The 15,224-nt window shown below is 71.2% G+C and carries 13 protein-coding genes; 3 read left to right on the top strand and 10 right to left on the bottom strand.

Annotation, left to right across the window (positions count from 1 at the left end):
* The first annotated feature begins 22 nt into the window (after positions 1–22).
* Complete coding sequence (locus EGM46_RS05805) at positions 23–595, top strand: type IV toxin-antitoxin system AbiEi family antitoxin domain-containing protein (RefSeq protein ID WP_125099220.1); 573 nt, start codon at positions 23–25, stop codon at positions 593–595.
* On the top strand, positions 592–1,500 hold the full coding sequence (locus EGM46_RS05800; RefSeq protein ID WP_125099219.1) for a nucleotidyl transferase AbiEii/AbiGii toxin family protein: 909 nt from the start codon (positions 592–594) through the stop codon (positions 1,498–1,500). Before EGM46_RS05805 ends, EGM46_RS05800 begins: the two co-directional genes overlap by 4 nt.
* A 383-nt stretch (positions 1,501–1,883) precedes the next feature.
* Here EGM46_RS05800 and EGM46_RS05795 read toward each other — a convergent pair whose 3' ends face one another.
* From EGM46_RS05795 to EGM46_RS05770, 6 genes are all read right to left on the bottom strand, one after another.
* A complete protein-coding gene (locus EGM46_RS05795; RefSeq protein WP_125099218.1) occupies positions 1,884–2,426 on the bottom strand; it encodes a hypothetical protein in 543 nt (180 codons plus the stop codon).
* Positions 2,427–2,445: 19 nt separating this feature from the next.
* Positions 2,446–2,694, bottom strand: a complete 249-nt coding sequence (locus EGM46_RS05790; protein ID WP_125099217.1) for a Fe-S oxidoreductase — start codon at positions 2,692–2,694, stop codon at positions 2,446–2,448.
* Positions 2,695–2,696: 2 nt separating this feature from the next.
* A complete protein-coding gene (gene valS, locus EGM46_RS05785; protein WP_125099216.1) occupies positions 2,697–5,300 on the bottom strand; it encodes a valine--tRNA ligase in 2,604 nt (867 codons plus the stop codon).
* 145 nt (positions 5,301–5,445) lie between these two features.
* Positions 5,446–5,925: a GyrI-like domain-containing protein gene (locus EGM46_RS05780; RefSeq protein WP_125099215.1), complete on the bottom strand. Its 480-nt coding sequence runs from the start codon at positions 5,923–5,925 to the stop codon at positions 5,446–5,448.
* The gene (locus EGM46_RS05775; protein ID WP_125099214.1) at positions 5,922–7,760 is read right to left on the bottom strand and encodes an ATP-binding cassette domain-containing protein; all 1,839 of its coding nucleotides are present in this window, start codon (positions 7,758–7,760) and stop codon (positions 5,922–5,924) included. The genes EGM46_RS05780 and EGM46_RS05775 overlap by 4 nt, the downstream gene beginning before the upstream one ends.
* Positions 7,760–9,058, bottom strand: a complete 1,299-nt coding sequence (locus EGM46_RS05770) for an ABC transporter permease (protein ID WP_125099213.1) — start codon at positions 9,056–9,058, stop codon at positions 7,760–7,762. The genes EGM46_RS05775 and EGM46_RS05770 overlap by 1 nt, the downstream gene beginning before the upstream one ends.
* 159 nt (positions 9,059–9,217) lie before the next feature.
* On the opposite strand from EGM46_RS05770, the gene EGM46_RS05765 reads away from it, so the two are divergent.
* Positions 9,218–9,856: a TetR/AcrR family transcriptional regulator gene (locus EGM46_RS05765; protein ID WP_125099212.1), complete on the top strand. Its 639-nt coding sequence runs from the start codon at positions 9,218–9,220 to the stop codon at positions 9,854–9,856.
* Positions 9,857–9,905: 49 nt separating this feature from the next.
* Here the strand turns inward: EGM46_RS05765 and EGM46_RS05760 are convergent, their stop codons facing one another.
* From EGM46_RS05760 to EGM46_RS05745, 4 genes are all read right to left on the bottom strand, one after another.
* Positions 9,906–11,573 carry an ATP-binding cassette domain-containing protein gene (locus EGM46_RS05760; RefSeq protein ID WP_125099211.1) on the bottom strand — a complete coding sequence of 556 codons (1,668 nt, stop codon included), beginning with the start codon at positions 11,571–11,573 and terminating at the stop codon, positions 9,906–9,908.
* A gap of 247 nt (positions 11,574–11,820) precedes the next feature.
* Positions 11,821–12,732, bottom strand: coding sequence for a glycine betaine ABC transporter substrate-binding protein (locus tag EGM46_RS05755; protein ID WP_431194067.1), 912 nt, complete (start codon positions 12,730–12,732; stop codon positions 11,821–11,823).
* Between the two features lie 82 nt (positions 12,733–12,814).
* Positions 12,815–13,798: an ABC transporter permease gene (locus EGM46_RS05750; RefSeq protein WP_241156207.1), complete on the bottom strand. Its 984-nt coding sequence runs from the start codon at positions 13,796–13,798 to the stop codon at positions 12,815–12,817.
* A complete protein-coding gene (locus EGM46_RS05745) occupies positions 13,795–15,141 on the bottom strand; it encodes a quaternary amine ABC transporter ATP-binding protein (protein WP_125099253.1) in 1,347 nt (448 codons plus the stop codon). Before EGM46_RS05745 ends, EGM46_RS05750 begins: the two co-directional genes overlap by 4 nt.
* Positions 15,142–15,224: the final 83 nt, after the last annotated feature.

Here is a 15,224-nt window from a genome sequence, read left to right as displayed (position 1 = left end):
TGTAGACGATGAGGAGGTCACAGTGGAGGAGCTCACGGCGCCTGCATTCACCCTCGCTGATGCGCGCGCTGCCGGCATCGGCAAGGATCGCATCTACGATCTCCTCCAACGCGGCGCCCTGGATCGCGTCGCCCGCGGTGTCTTCGTGCGAACCGGCGCACTCGACCCGACGTTCGTGACGCTCGCGGCCGCCACCGCGGTGCATCAGACGTCAACGCTGTGCCTGACCAGCGCCCTGGTGTTCCACGAGCTGAGCGACGCGATCCCGTTCGGGGCCAACATCGCGCTTCCGCGCGGCACCCGCCACCCAGCGGGTTTCGATCATGCCACATGGCATTCGTTCGATGCCGAAACGTTCGGGATCGGCAGGGAGCTGCGCGAGATCGGGGGGATGCGCGTGGCGATCTACTCCGCCGAGCGATCGCTCATCGACTCCTTCCGGCTCATGCACCGTGAGGGAAGCGACGCGGCGTACGAAGCACTCAGACGCTGGCTCCGGCAGCGCGGCAACTCGCCGGCGACGCTGCTCCGCACAGCCGCCTCGTTCCCAACGGTGCTCCCGCGGCTCCGACTCGCGCTGGAAGTGCTGCTGTGACCCCGACTCCCGCGCGCGACACTCCCGCTGGTCGCGCCTACAACGATCTTCGCAATCTCGCGAAGCGCCAGGGGCGCGACCCGGCGGAGCTCTTCACGCTCTATGCGCTTGAAGGCTTTCTCGGACGTCTGGCCGCATCCGCGTACGCGGATGATTTCGTGCTCAAGGGTGGGGTGTTGATGGCGGCTTTCGCAGCTCGGCGCCCGACGCGGGACATCGATCTTGCCGCATCGGGCTTCGGGAACGATATTGCCGAGGTTGAGCGGCGAGTTCGAGAGATGATCGCGGAGCCGCTGGACGACGGCGTGACGTTCCACACGGCGTCAGTGGTCGGTGAACACATCCGAGATGAGGCCGACTACACCGGTGTACGCGTGAAGCTCACTGCTGGGCTGGGGTCGGCCCGGATCGCGCTGCACGTTGACGTCAACTTTGGCGACCCGATCTGGCCAGCTCCGACCACAGCGGAGATACCCCGGCTGTTCGGCGGCATGCTGGAGGTGAACGGTTATCCCGACCACATGGTGCTCGCGGAGAAGCTCGTCACCGCGGTGGACCGGGGTGAGGCGAACACCCGCTGGCGTGATTTCGTAGACGTTGCCGCGATCGCGAAAACCCGCAGTATCTCGGCGAGCGAGCTGCGGGAGGCGATGCGGATCGTTGCGCGCCACCGCGGCGTGACACTCGAAGCGCTCGGGGTGCAACTCGGCCACATGCCAGAGATCGCTCAGGTGAAGTGGGCGACATGGCGGAGGAAGCAACGGCTGACGGAGTCCACTCCGTCTGACTTCGCTGAACTCCTCGATGCGTGCGTCGCGTTCGCAGACCCGGTCATCATCGACCTGACGTTCGACGGCGTGTGGAACCCAGCCGCACGTGCCTGGGAAGGCTCCGCTCGCCCCTGACTTGGATCCCACAGTGCGTGCCGATGGGCTCTCCATCGGGGGATCTGCAGTTTGATCGGCGTTTCCGTGTCGATCACACGACACAGAGATCCGAGGGCGTATGAGCGCGGCACCACGGGGCCTTCTGGCCACAATTCGCGGCGAAGCAGGCCTGAGCTGGGGCGGTCAGACAACTCGAGTTCGCACTCGACTGCGCCCCCGAGTTCGATCTGTTCGTCCGCACAGTTGCGCTGGACTCAACGCGAGCAGACGGTTCCGCCGCAACCTCGCCGGTGCAGACCATCCACGTGGGGTTTTCAGACCTCAGCGACGCCGACGTCGCGCGCATCGCCGGGCGCACCCCGTCGCGCTGAGGCCGTATCCGGCAGGGGGCATCGTCGTCGCTACGCGGCGAGCTCGATGTCGTAGGAGATGAGCACCTGGCCGTCGTCCTGCGGGATCGTGAGGCCGAGCGCGCTCACGCCCTCACCGGTGAGCTGCGCGCTCATTCCGCCCTCCGCGGTTTCTGCGGAATCTGCCTCGGCGAAGCCGTTCGCGGAGATGATCCCCGCCCACAGCGTGTCGGCCGTCGCCGCGTCCGCCGCGCGCAGCACGACGAACCACGAGGTGTCCGAGCGCGACCCGGCGTCGTCAATCACGGCGCCGTCCGGGATCGCGAACTGCGCGGAGGGGAACGACTCGGGGAGCGTGGTCGACTTCGGCAGATCCTCCGGGACGTCCTGCTCGGACCAGCTGCTCTCCGAGTCGCCAGCGCCCGGCTTCGACTCGCTGTCCTTGCCACCCGCACCAGCGACGCTCTCGGGGATCGTGCCGCCCGTGTCGGTGCCAGGCTCCGGCGCGCACGCCGTCAGCGGGAGCGCGATCAGTGCGCCGGCGCAGAGCGCGAGCAGCGCGCGACGCGGCCGAGTTTCGGATACTCCAAGCATCAGTTCCTCCCTCGCTCAGCTAGCTGAGCCAGTCGTCTTCCTCGTCGGGGTCGCTCGCGAGGGACTCCGCACGGACGGAGCCGCCGGCGTCGAGCGTCACCACGAGGAGCTCGTCGAGCGCACAGCGCGGTCGCCCCTCGAGCCAGGTCAGCGTCCAGGACGCGGATCCCGGGTGCGCGGCCTCGGCGGCCGCGATGGCGTCGTGCAGCTCCGGGGGCACACCGCGGTGCGGCGGTTCGCCCACCCGCCAGCGTGCCCCCAGCTGCATGATTAGCCCTCCGCCTGCTCGAGCTGGATCTCGGCGACCGTGACCGCCTCGACCTCGGCGGCCTCGATGCGCAGCTCCGCGATGCGTCCCACCGCTGCGAGATCGGCCGCGGCGAGCGCGAGGCGATCCCGATCCGCTGCCGGCGCGTGCACGACCGCGAGCGTGACCGGCGTCTTCTGCGAGGCCTTCGCAGCGGTCTTAGCGCCGCGCACCCCGATCAGCGCGCCCCCGACGAGCGCGAGGAGCGCCGCGTCGGCGTCGTCCCCGGCGAGTGCGCGGGTCTCCGCCGCCACGGGCCACTGCGCCTGGTGCACGGAGCCCTCGCCGAACCACGACCAGACCTCCTCGGTCGCGTAGGGGAGTACGGGTGCGAGCAGGCGCACAAACACGGACAGCGCGGCGCGGAGCGCGGTCACGGCCGACGCGCGCGGCTGGCCGGTGCCGTCGTCGCCCGCGGCACCGTGCGCGCGCTCCTTGACGAGCTCCAGGTAGTCATCGCAGAACGTCCAGAAGTACGACTCCGTGAGCTCGAGCGCCCGTGCGTGGTCGTAGTGCTCGAACGCGCGGGTGGCGTCCTCGATCACGTCGGCCAGACCGGCGAGCATCGCCCGGTCGAGCGGCTCGGTCACCGTGCCGACACCGCTCGTGTCGAAGCCGAGCGTGAACTTCGCCGCGTTGAGCAGCTTGATCGCCAGGCGGCGGCCGATCTTGATCTGCGTGGGGTTCTGCGGATCGAACGACGCGTCGGTGCCGAGCTTCGCGGAGGCCGCCCAGTAGCGCACTGCGTCCGAGCCGTGCTGCTCGAGCATGCCGGCCGGCGTCACCACGTTGCCCTTCGACTTCGACATCTTCTTGCGGTCGGGATCGAGGATCCAGCCCGAAATGCCGGCGTTCTTCCACGGCAGCTGCCCGCCCTCGAGCTCCGAGCGCAGCAGCGTCGAGAACAGCCAGGTGCGGATGATGTCCTGGCCCTGCGGGCGCAGGCTGTACGGGTAGACGAGATCGAACAGCTCGGGATCGCGCTCCCAGCCGCCAGCGAGCTGCGGGGTGAGCGAGGAGGTGGCCCACGTGTCCATCACGTCGACCTCGCCCTGGAAGCCGCCGGCAACGCCGCGCTGCGCCTCCGTGAACCCGGCAGGCACGTCACTCGACGGGTCGACGGGCAGCTGCTCGGGCGTGGGGAGGATCGGCTCGTCGAACACGGGGTTGCCGTCGGCGTCGAGCGGGTACCAGACCGGGATCGGCACGCCGAAGAAGCGCTGGCGCGAGATCAGCCAGTCGCCCGACAGGCCCTCCACCCAGTTCTCGTAGCGCACCCGCATGAAGTCGGGGTGCCACTCGAGCTCCTTGCCGTGCGCGAGGAGGCGCTCGCGGAGCGACTCGTCGCGTGCGCCGTTCGTGATATACCACTGGCGCGTTGAGACGATCTCGAGGGGCTTATCGCCCTTCTCGAAGAACTTCACGGGGTGCGTGATCTTGCGGATCTCGCCCGTCAGCTCGCCGGACGCCTGCAGCAGTTCGACCATGGTCTGCTTCGCGCTGAACACGGTCTTGCCCGCGATCTGCGCGTACGCCTCGCGGCCGGCCTCGGAGGTGATGGCCTCCGGCGCCTCGCTGATCACGCGGCCGTCGAAGCCGAGGATCGCGCGGTTGGGGAGGTCGAGCTCGCGCCACCAGATCACGTCGGTCACGTCGCCGAACGTGCAGATCATCGCGATGCCGGTGCCCTTGTCCTGCTTGGCGAGGTGGTGCGCGACGATCGGCACCTCGACGTCGAAGATCGGGGTGCGCACGGTGGTGCCGAAGAGCGGCTGGAAGCGCTCATCGTCGGGGTGCGCAACGAGCGCGACGCAGGCTGCGAGCAGCTCGGGGCGCGTCGTGTCGATGAGGATGTCACCCGAGCCGTCGGACTTGTGGAACGCGAGCGTGTGGTACGCGCTCGGCTGCTCGCGGTCCTCGAGCTCGGCCTGCGCGACCGCCGTGCGGAAGGTGATGTCCCAGAGCGTCGGGGCCTGCGCCTGGTAGGCCTCGCCGCGCTCGATGTTGCGGAGGAACGCGAGCTGCGAGGCGCGCAGCGAGTCGGCGCCGATGGTGCGGTAGCTCTGCGACCAGTCGACCGACAGGCCGAGCGTGCGCCAGAGATCCTCGAACTGCTTCTCGTCCTCGACGGTGAGGCGTTCGCACAGCTCGATGAAGTTGCGGCGCGAGATGGGCTGCTGGTCGGCCGCCTTGATGCTCTTGCCGTCGCCGCCGTCGTGCGGGGGGACGAAGCCCTCGACGTAGGGGAGCGAGGGATCGCAGCGCACGCCGTAGTAGTTCTGAACGCGGCGCTCGGTGGGGAGACCGTTGTCGTCCCAGCCCATCGGGTAGAACACGCGCTTGCCCTGCATGCGCTGGTAGCGCGCCACCGTGTCGGTGTGCGTGTAGGAGAACACGTGGCCGACGTGCAGCGAACCCGAGGCGGTGGGCGGGGGCGTGTCAATGCTGTAGACGTCCGCGGCGGTTGCGCCCTCGCGGGGGAACGCGTACGTCCCAGCCTCTTCCCATACCGGGCCCCACTTCGCTTCGAGGCCTTCGAGTGCCGGCTTGTCGGGGATCGCGCTCATACCTGGGGGCTCCGTTCTCGACGCGCGGCGAACTCTCTCGCGGTCGGGCTCGATGTGGGCGGCACCGCGTCGTCGGGCGGTCTGCGTGTCACCGCGTTCGCCCTGGTGCCTGATGGTGTACCCGATCAGTCTACCGGCGAGAGCATCAGGCCAGGTGCACGCCGAGCAGCGTTTCATTCAGCGCGGGATCCCCGCCGGGCTCCGGCTCGGTGAGATACTGCTCCCAGGCGAGGCCGAGCGGCGTGTGCCCGGCCTCGGCGAGCCACTCGAAGAGGAACGCGTAGGCGTCGGCGAGGCCGCTGTAGTCGCCGCGGACGAGCAGCGTCGCCACCGTGCCGGCAGGGAGGGTCTCCGCCTGCACCTCGCCGCTCGGCGCAACCGGCGCGTCGACGGGCACCGCGACGGAGAGGTCGAGGGTGTCGCCTGGCGCACCGTGCACCACACCGTACGGGGCGCCGCTCGGGGCGGTCCCCGCGGCCTCCAGCGCGGCGAAGATCAGCGGGAAGGCGCGGTCGTAGAGCGCCGGGATCGCGTCCAGCTGAACCGTGTCGCGCACCACCGCGAGGTGCTGCTCGGCGCGCTGCGTGAGCGTCGGCGAATCGTACTGGGGCTGTGCGATATTCATGGCAGCATTGTGCCAGCAGCTGCCGGGCTGGGGAAGGGGCGCGCGGCGAGCAGCATGGTTTCCTCGAGGGTGGCCGGGAGTTCCGCGAGCTCGACCGCAGCGCCCGACGCCTGGATCGGCGCGAGGGCCGCGGCGATGCGTGCGCGCGGCACGCCGGGCACGCGGAGCGTTCGGCCGTCGAGGAGCGCCGGCAGGCCGGCGGCCCGCAGCAGCGTGAACGCGGCGGCCCACTCGGGCGTGGTCACGCTCACCGAGCGGTGCCCCGCGATCACCTCGGCGAGGGTACCGGCGCCCGAGACGCGCCCGCCAGTGAGCACCACGAGCCGGTCGCACTGCGCCGCCTCCTGCATGTAGTGCGTGCTGACGAGGATCCCGGCGCCCGCGTCGGCCTGCTGGTGCAGATCGTTCCACAGTCGGGTGCGTGAGAGGGCATCCATACCCGAGGTGGGTTCGTCGAGCACGAGGAGCGCTGGGGCGTGGAGCGCGGCCGCGGCGCACGCGAGCTGGCGCCTGGCCCCGAGCGGCAGCTCGGCGGCCGGCGCGTGCCCCCACTGCTGCGCCCAGGCCGCGAGCTCCCCGGGCACCGGAACGCCCTGCACGGCGGCGACGAAGCTCAGGTTCGCCGCGGCGGAGAGGCTCGGGTACAGGCCCATGCCCTGCGCGACGTAGCCGACGCTGCGACGCCCAGCGCGGGAGGGCGCCGCGCCGAAGACCTCCACGCTGCCCGCGCTCGGCGTCTCGAGCCCCAGGAGCACCCGCATGAGGGTGGTCTTGCCCGCGCCGTTGCCGCCGAGCAGGCCGACGATCTCGCCGGGGCCGACGGTGAGCGAGACGCCGTCGAGGGCGGTGACGCTCCCGAACCGCTGCACCGCCCCGGCCACGTCGACGAGCGGCCGCGCGGCCGTGTCGGCTGGCGCGGGCCGGGGTGTCAGCGGCGGCTGGCCGGCGGCCGAGGTGTGCTCCTCCGCGCGGAGCAGGAGCGCGATGCTCGCGTTCTCGAGGTCGGGGGTCGCGGCGCGGAAGCCCGCGGGTGCCGGCGCGGCAGGATCGCGGTGCCAGCGGAACACGGTGTTGCCGCGCCGCCACCCGGCCCCCGCCGGGCTCCCGGCGTCCGCTGGGGTCCCGGCGTCCGCGGCGCGCGCCTGCGACGAGTCGGCCGGGGCCGCCCAGAGCGCGCCTGGCGCACGCGCGATCACGTCGGCCGCGGTGCCCTCGGCGAGCACGATTCCGCCCCCGAGCAGGTGCAGCTGGGACGCGCGCTCGGCCTCGTCGAGGTAGCTCGTCGCGAACACGACGGTCGCGCCATCGGCCGCCGCGCCGGCGATCAGCGCCCAGAGCTCGGCCCGGCTGATCGGGTCGACGCCCGTGCTCGGCTCGTCGAGCAGCACGAGCTCGGGTTCGTGGAGCGTCGCGAGCACCACGCCGAGCTTCTGCCGCATCCCCCCGGAGAGCGCCCCGGCGAGGCGGCCGCGCGCGTCCTGCAGGCCAGCGCGTTCGAGCAGGAGCTCGCCACGATCCCGCGCGGTCGCGGCGGGGAGGCGGAAGACGCTCGCGACGAACGCGAGGTTCTCCGCGACGGACAGCGAGCGCCACACGCCGGCCTCCGTCGGCTGGAACCCGAGCCGGCGCCGCTCCGCGGGGACCCCGGTGATGCGTCCGGCCGAGACCGGCAGCCGCCCGGCGAGGGCGCGCAACAGCGTCGACTTGCCGGCCCCGTCGCCGCCGATGAGGGCGGAGACCGTGCCGGGGGAGAAGGTGCCGCTGAAGCCCGAGAGCGCCGGCCGGCCAGCGAGGGTCACGGCGACGCGCTCGGCGCGCACGGTCACGGCGGTCATCAGCGCGCTCCGCCGTGGGTGAGCGCGTGTCGCATTCGCAGGGTCGCGGCGCCGAACACGAGGACCGCCATGCCCGCGAGGACCGTGAGGGGGAACCACAGTGTGTCGAGCCCAGCCCCGCGCAGCATGACGCCCTGGCTGATCTCGCGGAACCAGGTGAGCGGGAGGGCGTATCCGATCCAGCGCACGCCGATCGGCATCGCCTCGAGCGGGAAGATGAGGCCGGAGAGCAGCACCTGCGGCACCACGAACAGGATCGCCAGTTGGATCGCCTGGCCTGTGCTCTGGGACACGGAGGAGATGAACACCCCAGCGCCGAGCACGACGAACAGGAACACTAGCGCGGCGAGGGTGAACAGCGCGAGGCTGCCGACGAACGGGATGCCGAAGAGCCACACGCCGAGCGCGGTGACGGCGGCCATGTCGAGGAGGGCGAGGAGGAAGTACGGCGCGATCTTGCCGAAGATGATCGCGGCGGGCCGCAGCGGCATCACGGCGAGCTGTTCGAGGGTGCCGGTCTCGCGCTCGCGCACGAGCCCGATGCTCGTGATCAGCGCGCCGATGAACAGCAGGATGAGACCGATCAGCCCGGGCACCATGACCCAGGAGGTCTTGAGGTCGGGGTTGAACTCCACCGTGATGAACGCGTCCGGGTCGGTGCTCGGGGTCGCGACGTCGGGGAACTCCGGAAGCGCGGTCGGCGTCGGCGTGCTCGGAGGCGCCGGCGGGGCTTCACCGGAGGCGAGCGCCGCCTGCACGCGCGCGCCGTACGCCGCGATCTCCTCGCCGAAGCGGGTGAAGTCCTCCTGCGCCGCGCTCGCGTCCGCTCGCGCCTGCTCTGCGGTGGCGCGGACCTCGGCGAGCCGGTCCTGGCCGTCCTCCGCGACGATCTGCATGAAGACGCCCTGCGCGGACTGGGCCGTGAACAGGCTGCTGCCGTCGAGGGAGACGCGCATGCGGTCCGCGAGTGCGGCGTTCTCGTCCGCGGCGTCGCTGCGCGCGACCACCACGGCGTCCGCAGCCCCGCGGCGCAGGAGTTCGAGTGCCTCGGCGCGATCGCCGGCCCCCGCGGTCTCGGGGTGGACGAACTCGAGGCTGTCGGCGGCGGTGGTGTCCGCGAGCTCGCTCTGGAGCGCCGGCGCCGAGGGGCCGATCACCGCGACCGCGAAGCGGTCGACCGCGAAGTTCGCCGCGTAGCCGAAGATGATGAGCAGGAGCACGGGGAGCGCCACCAGCATGGCGAGCGTGCGCCGGTCTCGCGCCAGCTCGCGGAACTCCTTCATGATGATCGCGCGCATCGCCGCCTCCTCAATTCACCAAGCGATGAAATGAGGATAGCTCAATTCACCGAGAAGTGAAATAGCGGGGAGCTTGCTACGCTGAGCGTGTCAGTCAGCACGCCAGTCAGCCGGCCAGTCAGCCGGCCGCTGCGCCGCACCGCGAGAGGGGACGGGTCGATGACCGCACCGCGAAACGCCGCCGAGGATGGTGCGCCCGCGCGCCGGGGCCGCCGCGTCGCCGGGGAGTCCGGGCGTGCGCAGATCCTCGCGGCGGCGACCACCCAGTTCCACGAGCACGGGTACCAGGGTGCGACGATCCGCGCGATCGCCGCCGAGGCCGGCGTCGACACGAAGCTCGTGCACTACTACTTCGGCACGAAGGGGGAACTCTTCACCGCGATGCTCGCCGCCGCGTTCGAGTCCTGGGGGTTCCCCACGCTGCTCACGAGCGACTCCGTGCCGCCCGGCGGCTCGCTCGGCACCGCCTACCTCCGCACGGTGCTCACCGCGCTCGAGGAGTCCGAGATGGGGCCGGCGTTCATCGGCCTAGTGAGAAACCTGGGCACGCACGAGGAATCGCGCCGGATCTTCCTGAACTTCATCTCGCGGGAGCTCATCACGCGGCTGACCCCGCTCCTGCCCGGCGAGCAGACGGAGCTGCGCGTCACGCTCGTCGGCTCCCACCTGCTCGGCACCGTCATCGCGCGCTACGTGCTCCGCGTGCCGCCGCTCGCAGACCTCCCGCGGGACGAGCTCGCCGCCGCGATTGGCCCGACGCTCGACCGCTACCTGTTCGGCGAGATCGCCGGGAGCTGACCCGGGGCACCAACCGGGTGCCCCGGGCCGTATCACAGCGCGCGCAGCATCACAGCGTGAGCGTCGGCCAGGAGGCGAGGTCCGCGAGCAGCGCCCGATCGTGTGTGGAGACGACGATCGCCGCGGCCGAGGCCGCGAGCGCCTCGGTGAGCTCCTCAACGAGCGTGAGCGAGAGGTGGTTGCTCGGCTCGTCGAGCAGGAGCACGTCGGGGCGTGCGACGAGGCACAGCGCGAGCGCGAGTCGGCGCTGTTGCCCAACGGAGAGTTCGGCCACGGGCACCTGGCTCTCGCGGGCGGTGAGGAGCCCGAGCTCGGTGAGCGTCGCCGGCCCATCGCCGGCCTCGGGGAGGACGCCGCGGCTGCGGAGGAGCCCGAGCCGCGCCCGGAACAGCTCGGCGGCGCTCCGCCCCCCCGAAAACGATTCCTCCTGCGCGAGCAGCTCGCGATGCGCCTCGGGGTGCAGCCGCACGCCGCCCGTCGCAGGCGTGAGCTGACCGGCCAGGATCCCGAGCAGCGTGGACTTGCCCGCACCGTTCGGACCGCGCACGAGCAGTCGCTCGCCTGCGGCGAGCGCGCAGCTCACCCGCGTGCCGAGCCGGGGCGCGAGGCTCACGCCGTCGGCGAGGAGCAGCGGGCCGCTGGCGCGGACGAGGGCCCGCGGCGCGGCGAGCGCGAGCGGGGGCTCCGGGAGCGGGATCGCGGCCGTGTCGAGCGCGGCCTGTCGGCGCCGCACGCTCTGCACGATCGCCGGCGCGCGGCTGGCGCGCTGGTGCTTGCCGGTGCCCTTCTCCGGGCGCCACCCCGTGCTGAGTCGCGCCTGCGCCGCCGCGAGGTCCGCCGCGGCCTGCGCGAGCTCCGCCTGCTGCGCGGCGTAGCGTTGCTCCCAGCTGGCGCGCGCCGCGAGCTTCGCCGCGCGGAACTCGGCGTAGCCGCCGCTGAAGCGCTGCGCGCGCCCATCCGGTGCGGGATCCAGGTCGAGGAAGGCCTCCGCGCAGTCGCGCAGCAGCTGCCGGTCGTGACTCACCAGGGCGTAGCCGCCGCCGCGCGCCCGCAGCGCGTCGGTGAGCGCGGCGAGCCCACGCGCGTCGAGGTGGTTCGTCGGCTCGTCGAGGAGCAGGATCTCGGCGTCGCCGGCGAGCACGCAGGCGAGCCGCACCCGGTAGCGCTGCCCGACGGAGAGCTCGGCGAGCGGCCGCGCGAGGTTCGTTTCGGCGTCGAGCGCCTCGAGCGCCTGGGTGACGCGCCGCTCGGCGTCCCAGGCATCGAGGTGGGTCGCGGTGTCGAGCGCCGTGGCGTACCGCGTCTCGACTGCCGTGGCGGTCTCGGGGCTGGCACCCGCCTCGGCGAGCGCCTCGGCTGCGCGATCGAGCGCGTCGAGCGCGGCGAGCGAGTCGCGAATCGCGAACGCGACCGCGGTCCCGACGGTTGCGCCCTCGGCGAGGGGCATCTCCTGCGCGGCGACCGCGATCCTGCCGTGCCTGGACACGGTTCCCGTGTCGGGCTCGAAGTCACCTGCGAGCGCCGCGAGCAGGGTGGATTTGCCTCGCCCGTTCTCGCCGACGATCGCGAGCCGGGTGGCGGCGTCGACGGTGAGCGTGAGCTCAGAGACGAGGGTGCGCCCGCCGCGGCGGAGCGAGAGCCCGGCTGCGGTGAGCTGTGCGCCCCCGGCCGAGCCGGCGGGGGTCGACACTGCGGGGGACGAGGGAACGCGTGACATGGTGTCCTTCTTCTGTGCGCGCCGTCACCAGCGTCCCATCCGGCACGAGAGGCAGGAGGGGAGGGGCAGCGCTTGAGGCATCGAGAAACTGATCCCGCAGACACGGCTGAGCCGCTGCGGAACAGGACGCCCTAGATGAAGAAGTACACGCGCATGGTCCCAGGATACGCGACGGCGGCCAGTTCCACCAGGGAACGGGCCGCCGTCGCGCGCTACCGTCGGCCGAGAGCCGGCCGGTGGGGGAGCGCTACTTCGTCAGCTGGGTGCTGAACGCGTTGGGGAACTTGCCGATCCAGTCGGCGATGGCCTCGGGCTCCTTGCCCTCGCCGTACTCGTTGACCACGAGGTCCTCGAGCGCGCCGTACTCGGCGTCGTCGAGCTCGATGCCACCGATCAGCTCAGCGGCGTCCGGGTACTTCTCCGAGAAGCCCTTCGTTGCGAGGAAGTGCAGGGCCTCGGGCTCGCCCATCGCCTGCTTCGGATCCTTCAGGTCCTTGATGGGGAAGGCGTCGTTCGCCCAGAACGGGCGCCACAGCGTGACGACCACGTCCTCCTGCTGGTCGATCTTGTCGCCCAGCGTCGCGAGCATCGTCGCGGTCGAGGAGGTGACGAGCTCGTACTCCGAGTCGAGGCCGTACTCGGGCATCACGACGGTCTCGGTCTGCTCGGTCAGGCCGGCGCTCGGCTCGATGCCGATGATCTTGCCGTCGAAGCGCGCGGCGTTCCCCTTCAGATCCTCGATCGAGTCGATGTCGACGTACTCGGGGACCGCGAGCGTCAGCACCGCGTTGTCGTAGTACGCGCCGAGATCCTCGATGTCGTCGCCGTACCGCTCCATGTACTTCGTGTGCGTCTTCTCCGACCACGCCGACGGGTAGATGTCGATGTCACCGGAGGCGAGGCCCGTGTAGAGCACGGCGGCCTCGGTGAGCTCCTCCATCTTGACCTCGTAGCCGAGCTGCTCGAGCTGGTTCTCGAGGAGGTATGCGGTGCTCAGGCCGTCCGTCCAGGAGGGCAGGAAGCCGAGGGTGATCGTCTTGTCGCCGCCGGCGGCGTCCGAGCCGCCGTCCGTGTTCGCGCTGCAGCCCGCGAGGGCGAGCGCTGCCGCCGCACCGAGCGCGAGCGCTCCGGTGAGGCTTCGCTTGGTCTTCTTCATCATGCGTCTTCCTTTCTGCCCGCGCTGTGCGCGGATCGTCTGGAGATCAGGGCCGGGGCCCCGGGGTCGTGCAGGTCTGTGGGTGCTAGGCGGGAGCGGTCGCCGGGCGCGGTGTCGACGCGGGCTCGGATGACGAAGCTCCCTGCGCGCCAACGCGGATCCCGCGCTTCCTGCGGAGCGTGGCCCGCAGGGAGGTGGGGTACTCGCTCGGCGTGCCGAGCGCTGCGGTGACGCGGTCGAGGAACACGGCGAGCAGCACCACGCTGAGCCCCGCCTCGACGCCCTGGCTCACGTTGAGCGTGGAGATCGACGCGACGACCTCCTTGCCGAGGCCGTTCGCGCCGGCCATGCCGGCCACCACCGCCATGGAGAGCGCCAGCATGATCACCTGGTTGATGCCGGCCATGATGGTGGGCATCGCGAGCGGCAGCTGGATGCCGCGGAGGATCGCGCCGGGGGTCGCGCCGAACGCGTACCCGGCCTCAACGGTCTCGCTGTCCACGCCGCGGATGCCGAGCTCGGTGAAGCGCACCCCGGGCGGCAGCGCGAAGATCACCGTCGCGAAGACGCCGGGCGCGAAGCCGATCGTGAAGAAGATCACCGCGGGGATGAGGTACACGAAGGCGGGCATCGTCTGCATGAAGTCGAGCACCGGCTTGAGGATCGCGCTCACGCGGTCGCTCCGCGCCGCCCAGATGCCGAGCGGCACCGCGAGCGCCACCGCGACGAGGGTCGCGATCAGCACGAGGGCGAGCGTGTACATCGCGTTCTCCCACTGATCCATCGCGACGATGAGGAGCAGCGTGATCACGGTGCCGACGCCGAAGCGCCAGGAGCGCACCGCCCAGCCGATCAGCGCCAGGGCCGCGATGAGCAGCAGGAAGGGGACCGCGAGCAGTCCGGTCGAGAGCGTGTCGACGAGCCAGCTCATGACGAAGCCAATGACGTCGAGCACGCCCTTGAACGCGACCTTCACCCAATCGAGCGCGGCCTGGGCCCAGTCGCCGAGCGGCAGACGGAGCCACTCGGGCCCCGTGCTCAGCGTGATCACAGCATTCGCGGGGGTCACAGTGCCTCCTCCGTTCGGGGCGCGAGCGAGCCGGCGGCGCTCTCGGCAAGGGTCTCGGTGATGGTGTCCGTCGGCACGGTGAGCGTCGGCTCGATGACCGGGATCTCGGTGGTGATCGGCGGCAGATCGGTGAGCGCCGCGAGCAGCGTGACGCGGGGCACCACGCCGATCAGGCGATCCTCATCGTCGATCACCGCAACCGGCAGCGGGCTCTCCACCGCGAGCTCGAAGAGCTCCGAGATCACCTGATCGGCGCGCACCACCGACGGGGTGGGGCGGAGCACGGCCGTGAGATCGGTGCCGCCCTCGCGCACCTGGCGGAGCACGTCCTTGTCGCGGACGACGCCGAGCAGCGTGCGCGCACCGGTGGTCACGAAGCAGGCGGAGGTCTGCAGGTCGCGCATGGTGCGCAGCGCGGTGCGGGGCCCGGCCGAGCCGGGAACCACCGCGCGCGGTGGCTCCATCACGTCGCCGGCGGTGAGCACGCGCGCCCGGTCGACGTCCTGGACGAACTGGGCGACATAGTCGTTCGCCGGGTCGGTGAGGATGTCGTTCGGTGTCCCGACCTGCACGATGCGCCCGTCGCGCATCACGGCGATCCGATCGCCGAGGAACATGGCCTCGTTGAGGTCGTGCGTGATGAACACGATGGTCTTCTTGAGCTCCTGCTGGAGCTCGACGAGCTGCTCCTGCATCTCGCGTCGGATCAGCGGGTCGAGCGCGGAGAACGCCTCGTCCATGAGCAGGATGTCGGTGTCGCTCGCGAAGGCGCGAGCGATGCCGACGCGCTGCTGCATGCCGCCGGAGAGCTCGTCGGGGAGGCGCTCCTCCCAGCCGTCGAGGCCGACGCGGCCGAGCCAGTGGCGCGCGCGCTCGCGGCGCTCCTCGAGCGCGACGCCCTGGAGCTCCAGACCGTACGCCACGTTGTCGAGCACGCTGCGGTGCGGCAGCAGTGCGAAGTGCTGGAACACCATCGACATGCGGTCGCGCCGCAGGGCACGCAGTTCGGTCGGGGCGAGGCCGGCGACCTCGGTGCCGAACACGCGGATCGAGCCGTCGGTCGTGTCGTTCAGCCCGTTGAGCATGCGGATCAGGGTGGACTTGCCGGAGCCGGACAGCCCCATCACGACGAAGATTTCGCCTGGCTTGACGGCGAAGGACGCGTCGATGACGGCTGCGGTTCCTTGGCTGCGGAGTTCGTCACGGCTGGCACCCGTGCGGAGGCGCTTGACGACCTCGCGGGGTCGCCGGCCAAAGACCTTGTATGCGTGCGACACCTCAATGGCCGGTGTCGCTGCCGCAGTTTCCCCCGGGGTGCCCGCCGGAGCGGACTGTTCAGTTATTCGGGTCACTCAGTACTCCTCGAAATGATGTCTTGGCACGGACTCAGAGGGTCGCCGACGAAGTCGCTGCCGGAGCGCTTCGA

The sequence above is a fragment of the Leucobacter chromiireducens genome (genome assembly GCF_003917135.1).
Classification (GTDB): domain Bacteria; phylum Actinomycetota; class Actinomycetes; order Actinomycetales; family Microbacteriaceae; genus Leucobacter; species Leucobacter chromiireducens_A.
Note: the sequence above shows the minus strand (reverse complement) of the source record. Positions and strands in the feature narration are given on the sequence as shown.

Excerpts from the sequence above, each read along its gene's own strand:
- EGM46_RS05795 (WP_125099218.1), bottom strand. The coding sequence starts at position 2,426 with ATGCTTGGAGTATCCGAAACTCGGCCGCGTCGCGCGCTGCTCGCGCTC.
- EGM46_RS05790 (WP_125099217.1), bottom strand. The coding sequence starts at position 2,694 with ATGCAGCTGGGGGCACGCTGGCGGGTGGGCGAACCGCCGCACCGCGGT.
- valS (WP_125099216.1), bottom strand. The coding sequence starts at position 5,300 with ATGAGCGCGATCCCCGACAAGCCGGCACTCGAAGGCCTCGAAGCGAAG.
- EGM46_RS05780 (WP_125099215.1), bottom strand. The coding sequence starts at position 5,925 with ATGAATATCGCACAGCCCCAGTACGATTCGCCGACGCTCACGCAGCGC.
- EGM46_RS05775 (WP_125099214.1), bottom strand. The coding sequence starts at position 7,760 with ATGACCGCCGTGACCGTGCGCGCCGAGCGCGTCGCCGTGACCCTCGCT.
- EGM46_RS05770 (WP_125099213.1), bottom strand. The coding sequence starts at position 9,058 with ATGCGCGCGATCATCATGAAGGAGTTCCGCGAGCTGGCGCGAGACCGG.
- EGM46_RS05765 (WP_125099212.1), top strand. The coding sequence starts at position 9,218 with ATGACCGCACCGCGAAACGCCGCCGAGGATGGTGCGCCCGCGCGCCGG.
- EGM46_RS05760 (WP_125099211.1), bottom strand. The coding sequence starts at position 11,573 with ATGTCACGCGTTCCCTCGTCCCCCGCAGTGTCGACCCCCGCCGGCTCG.
- EGM46_RS05755 (WP_431194067.1), bottom strand. The coding sequence starts at position 12,732 with ATGATGAAGAAGACCAAGCGAAGCCTCACCGGAGCGCTCGCGCTCGGT.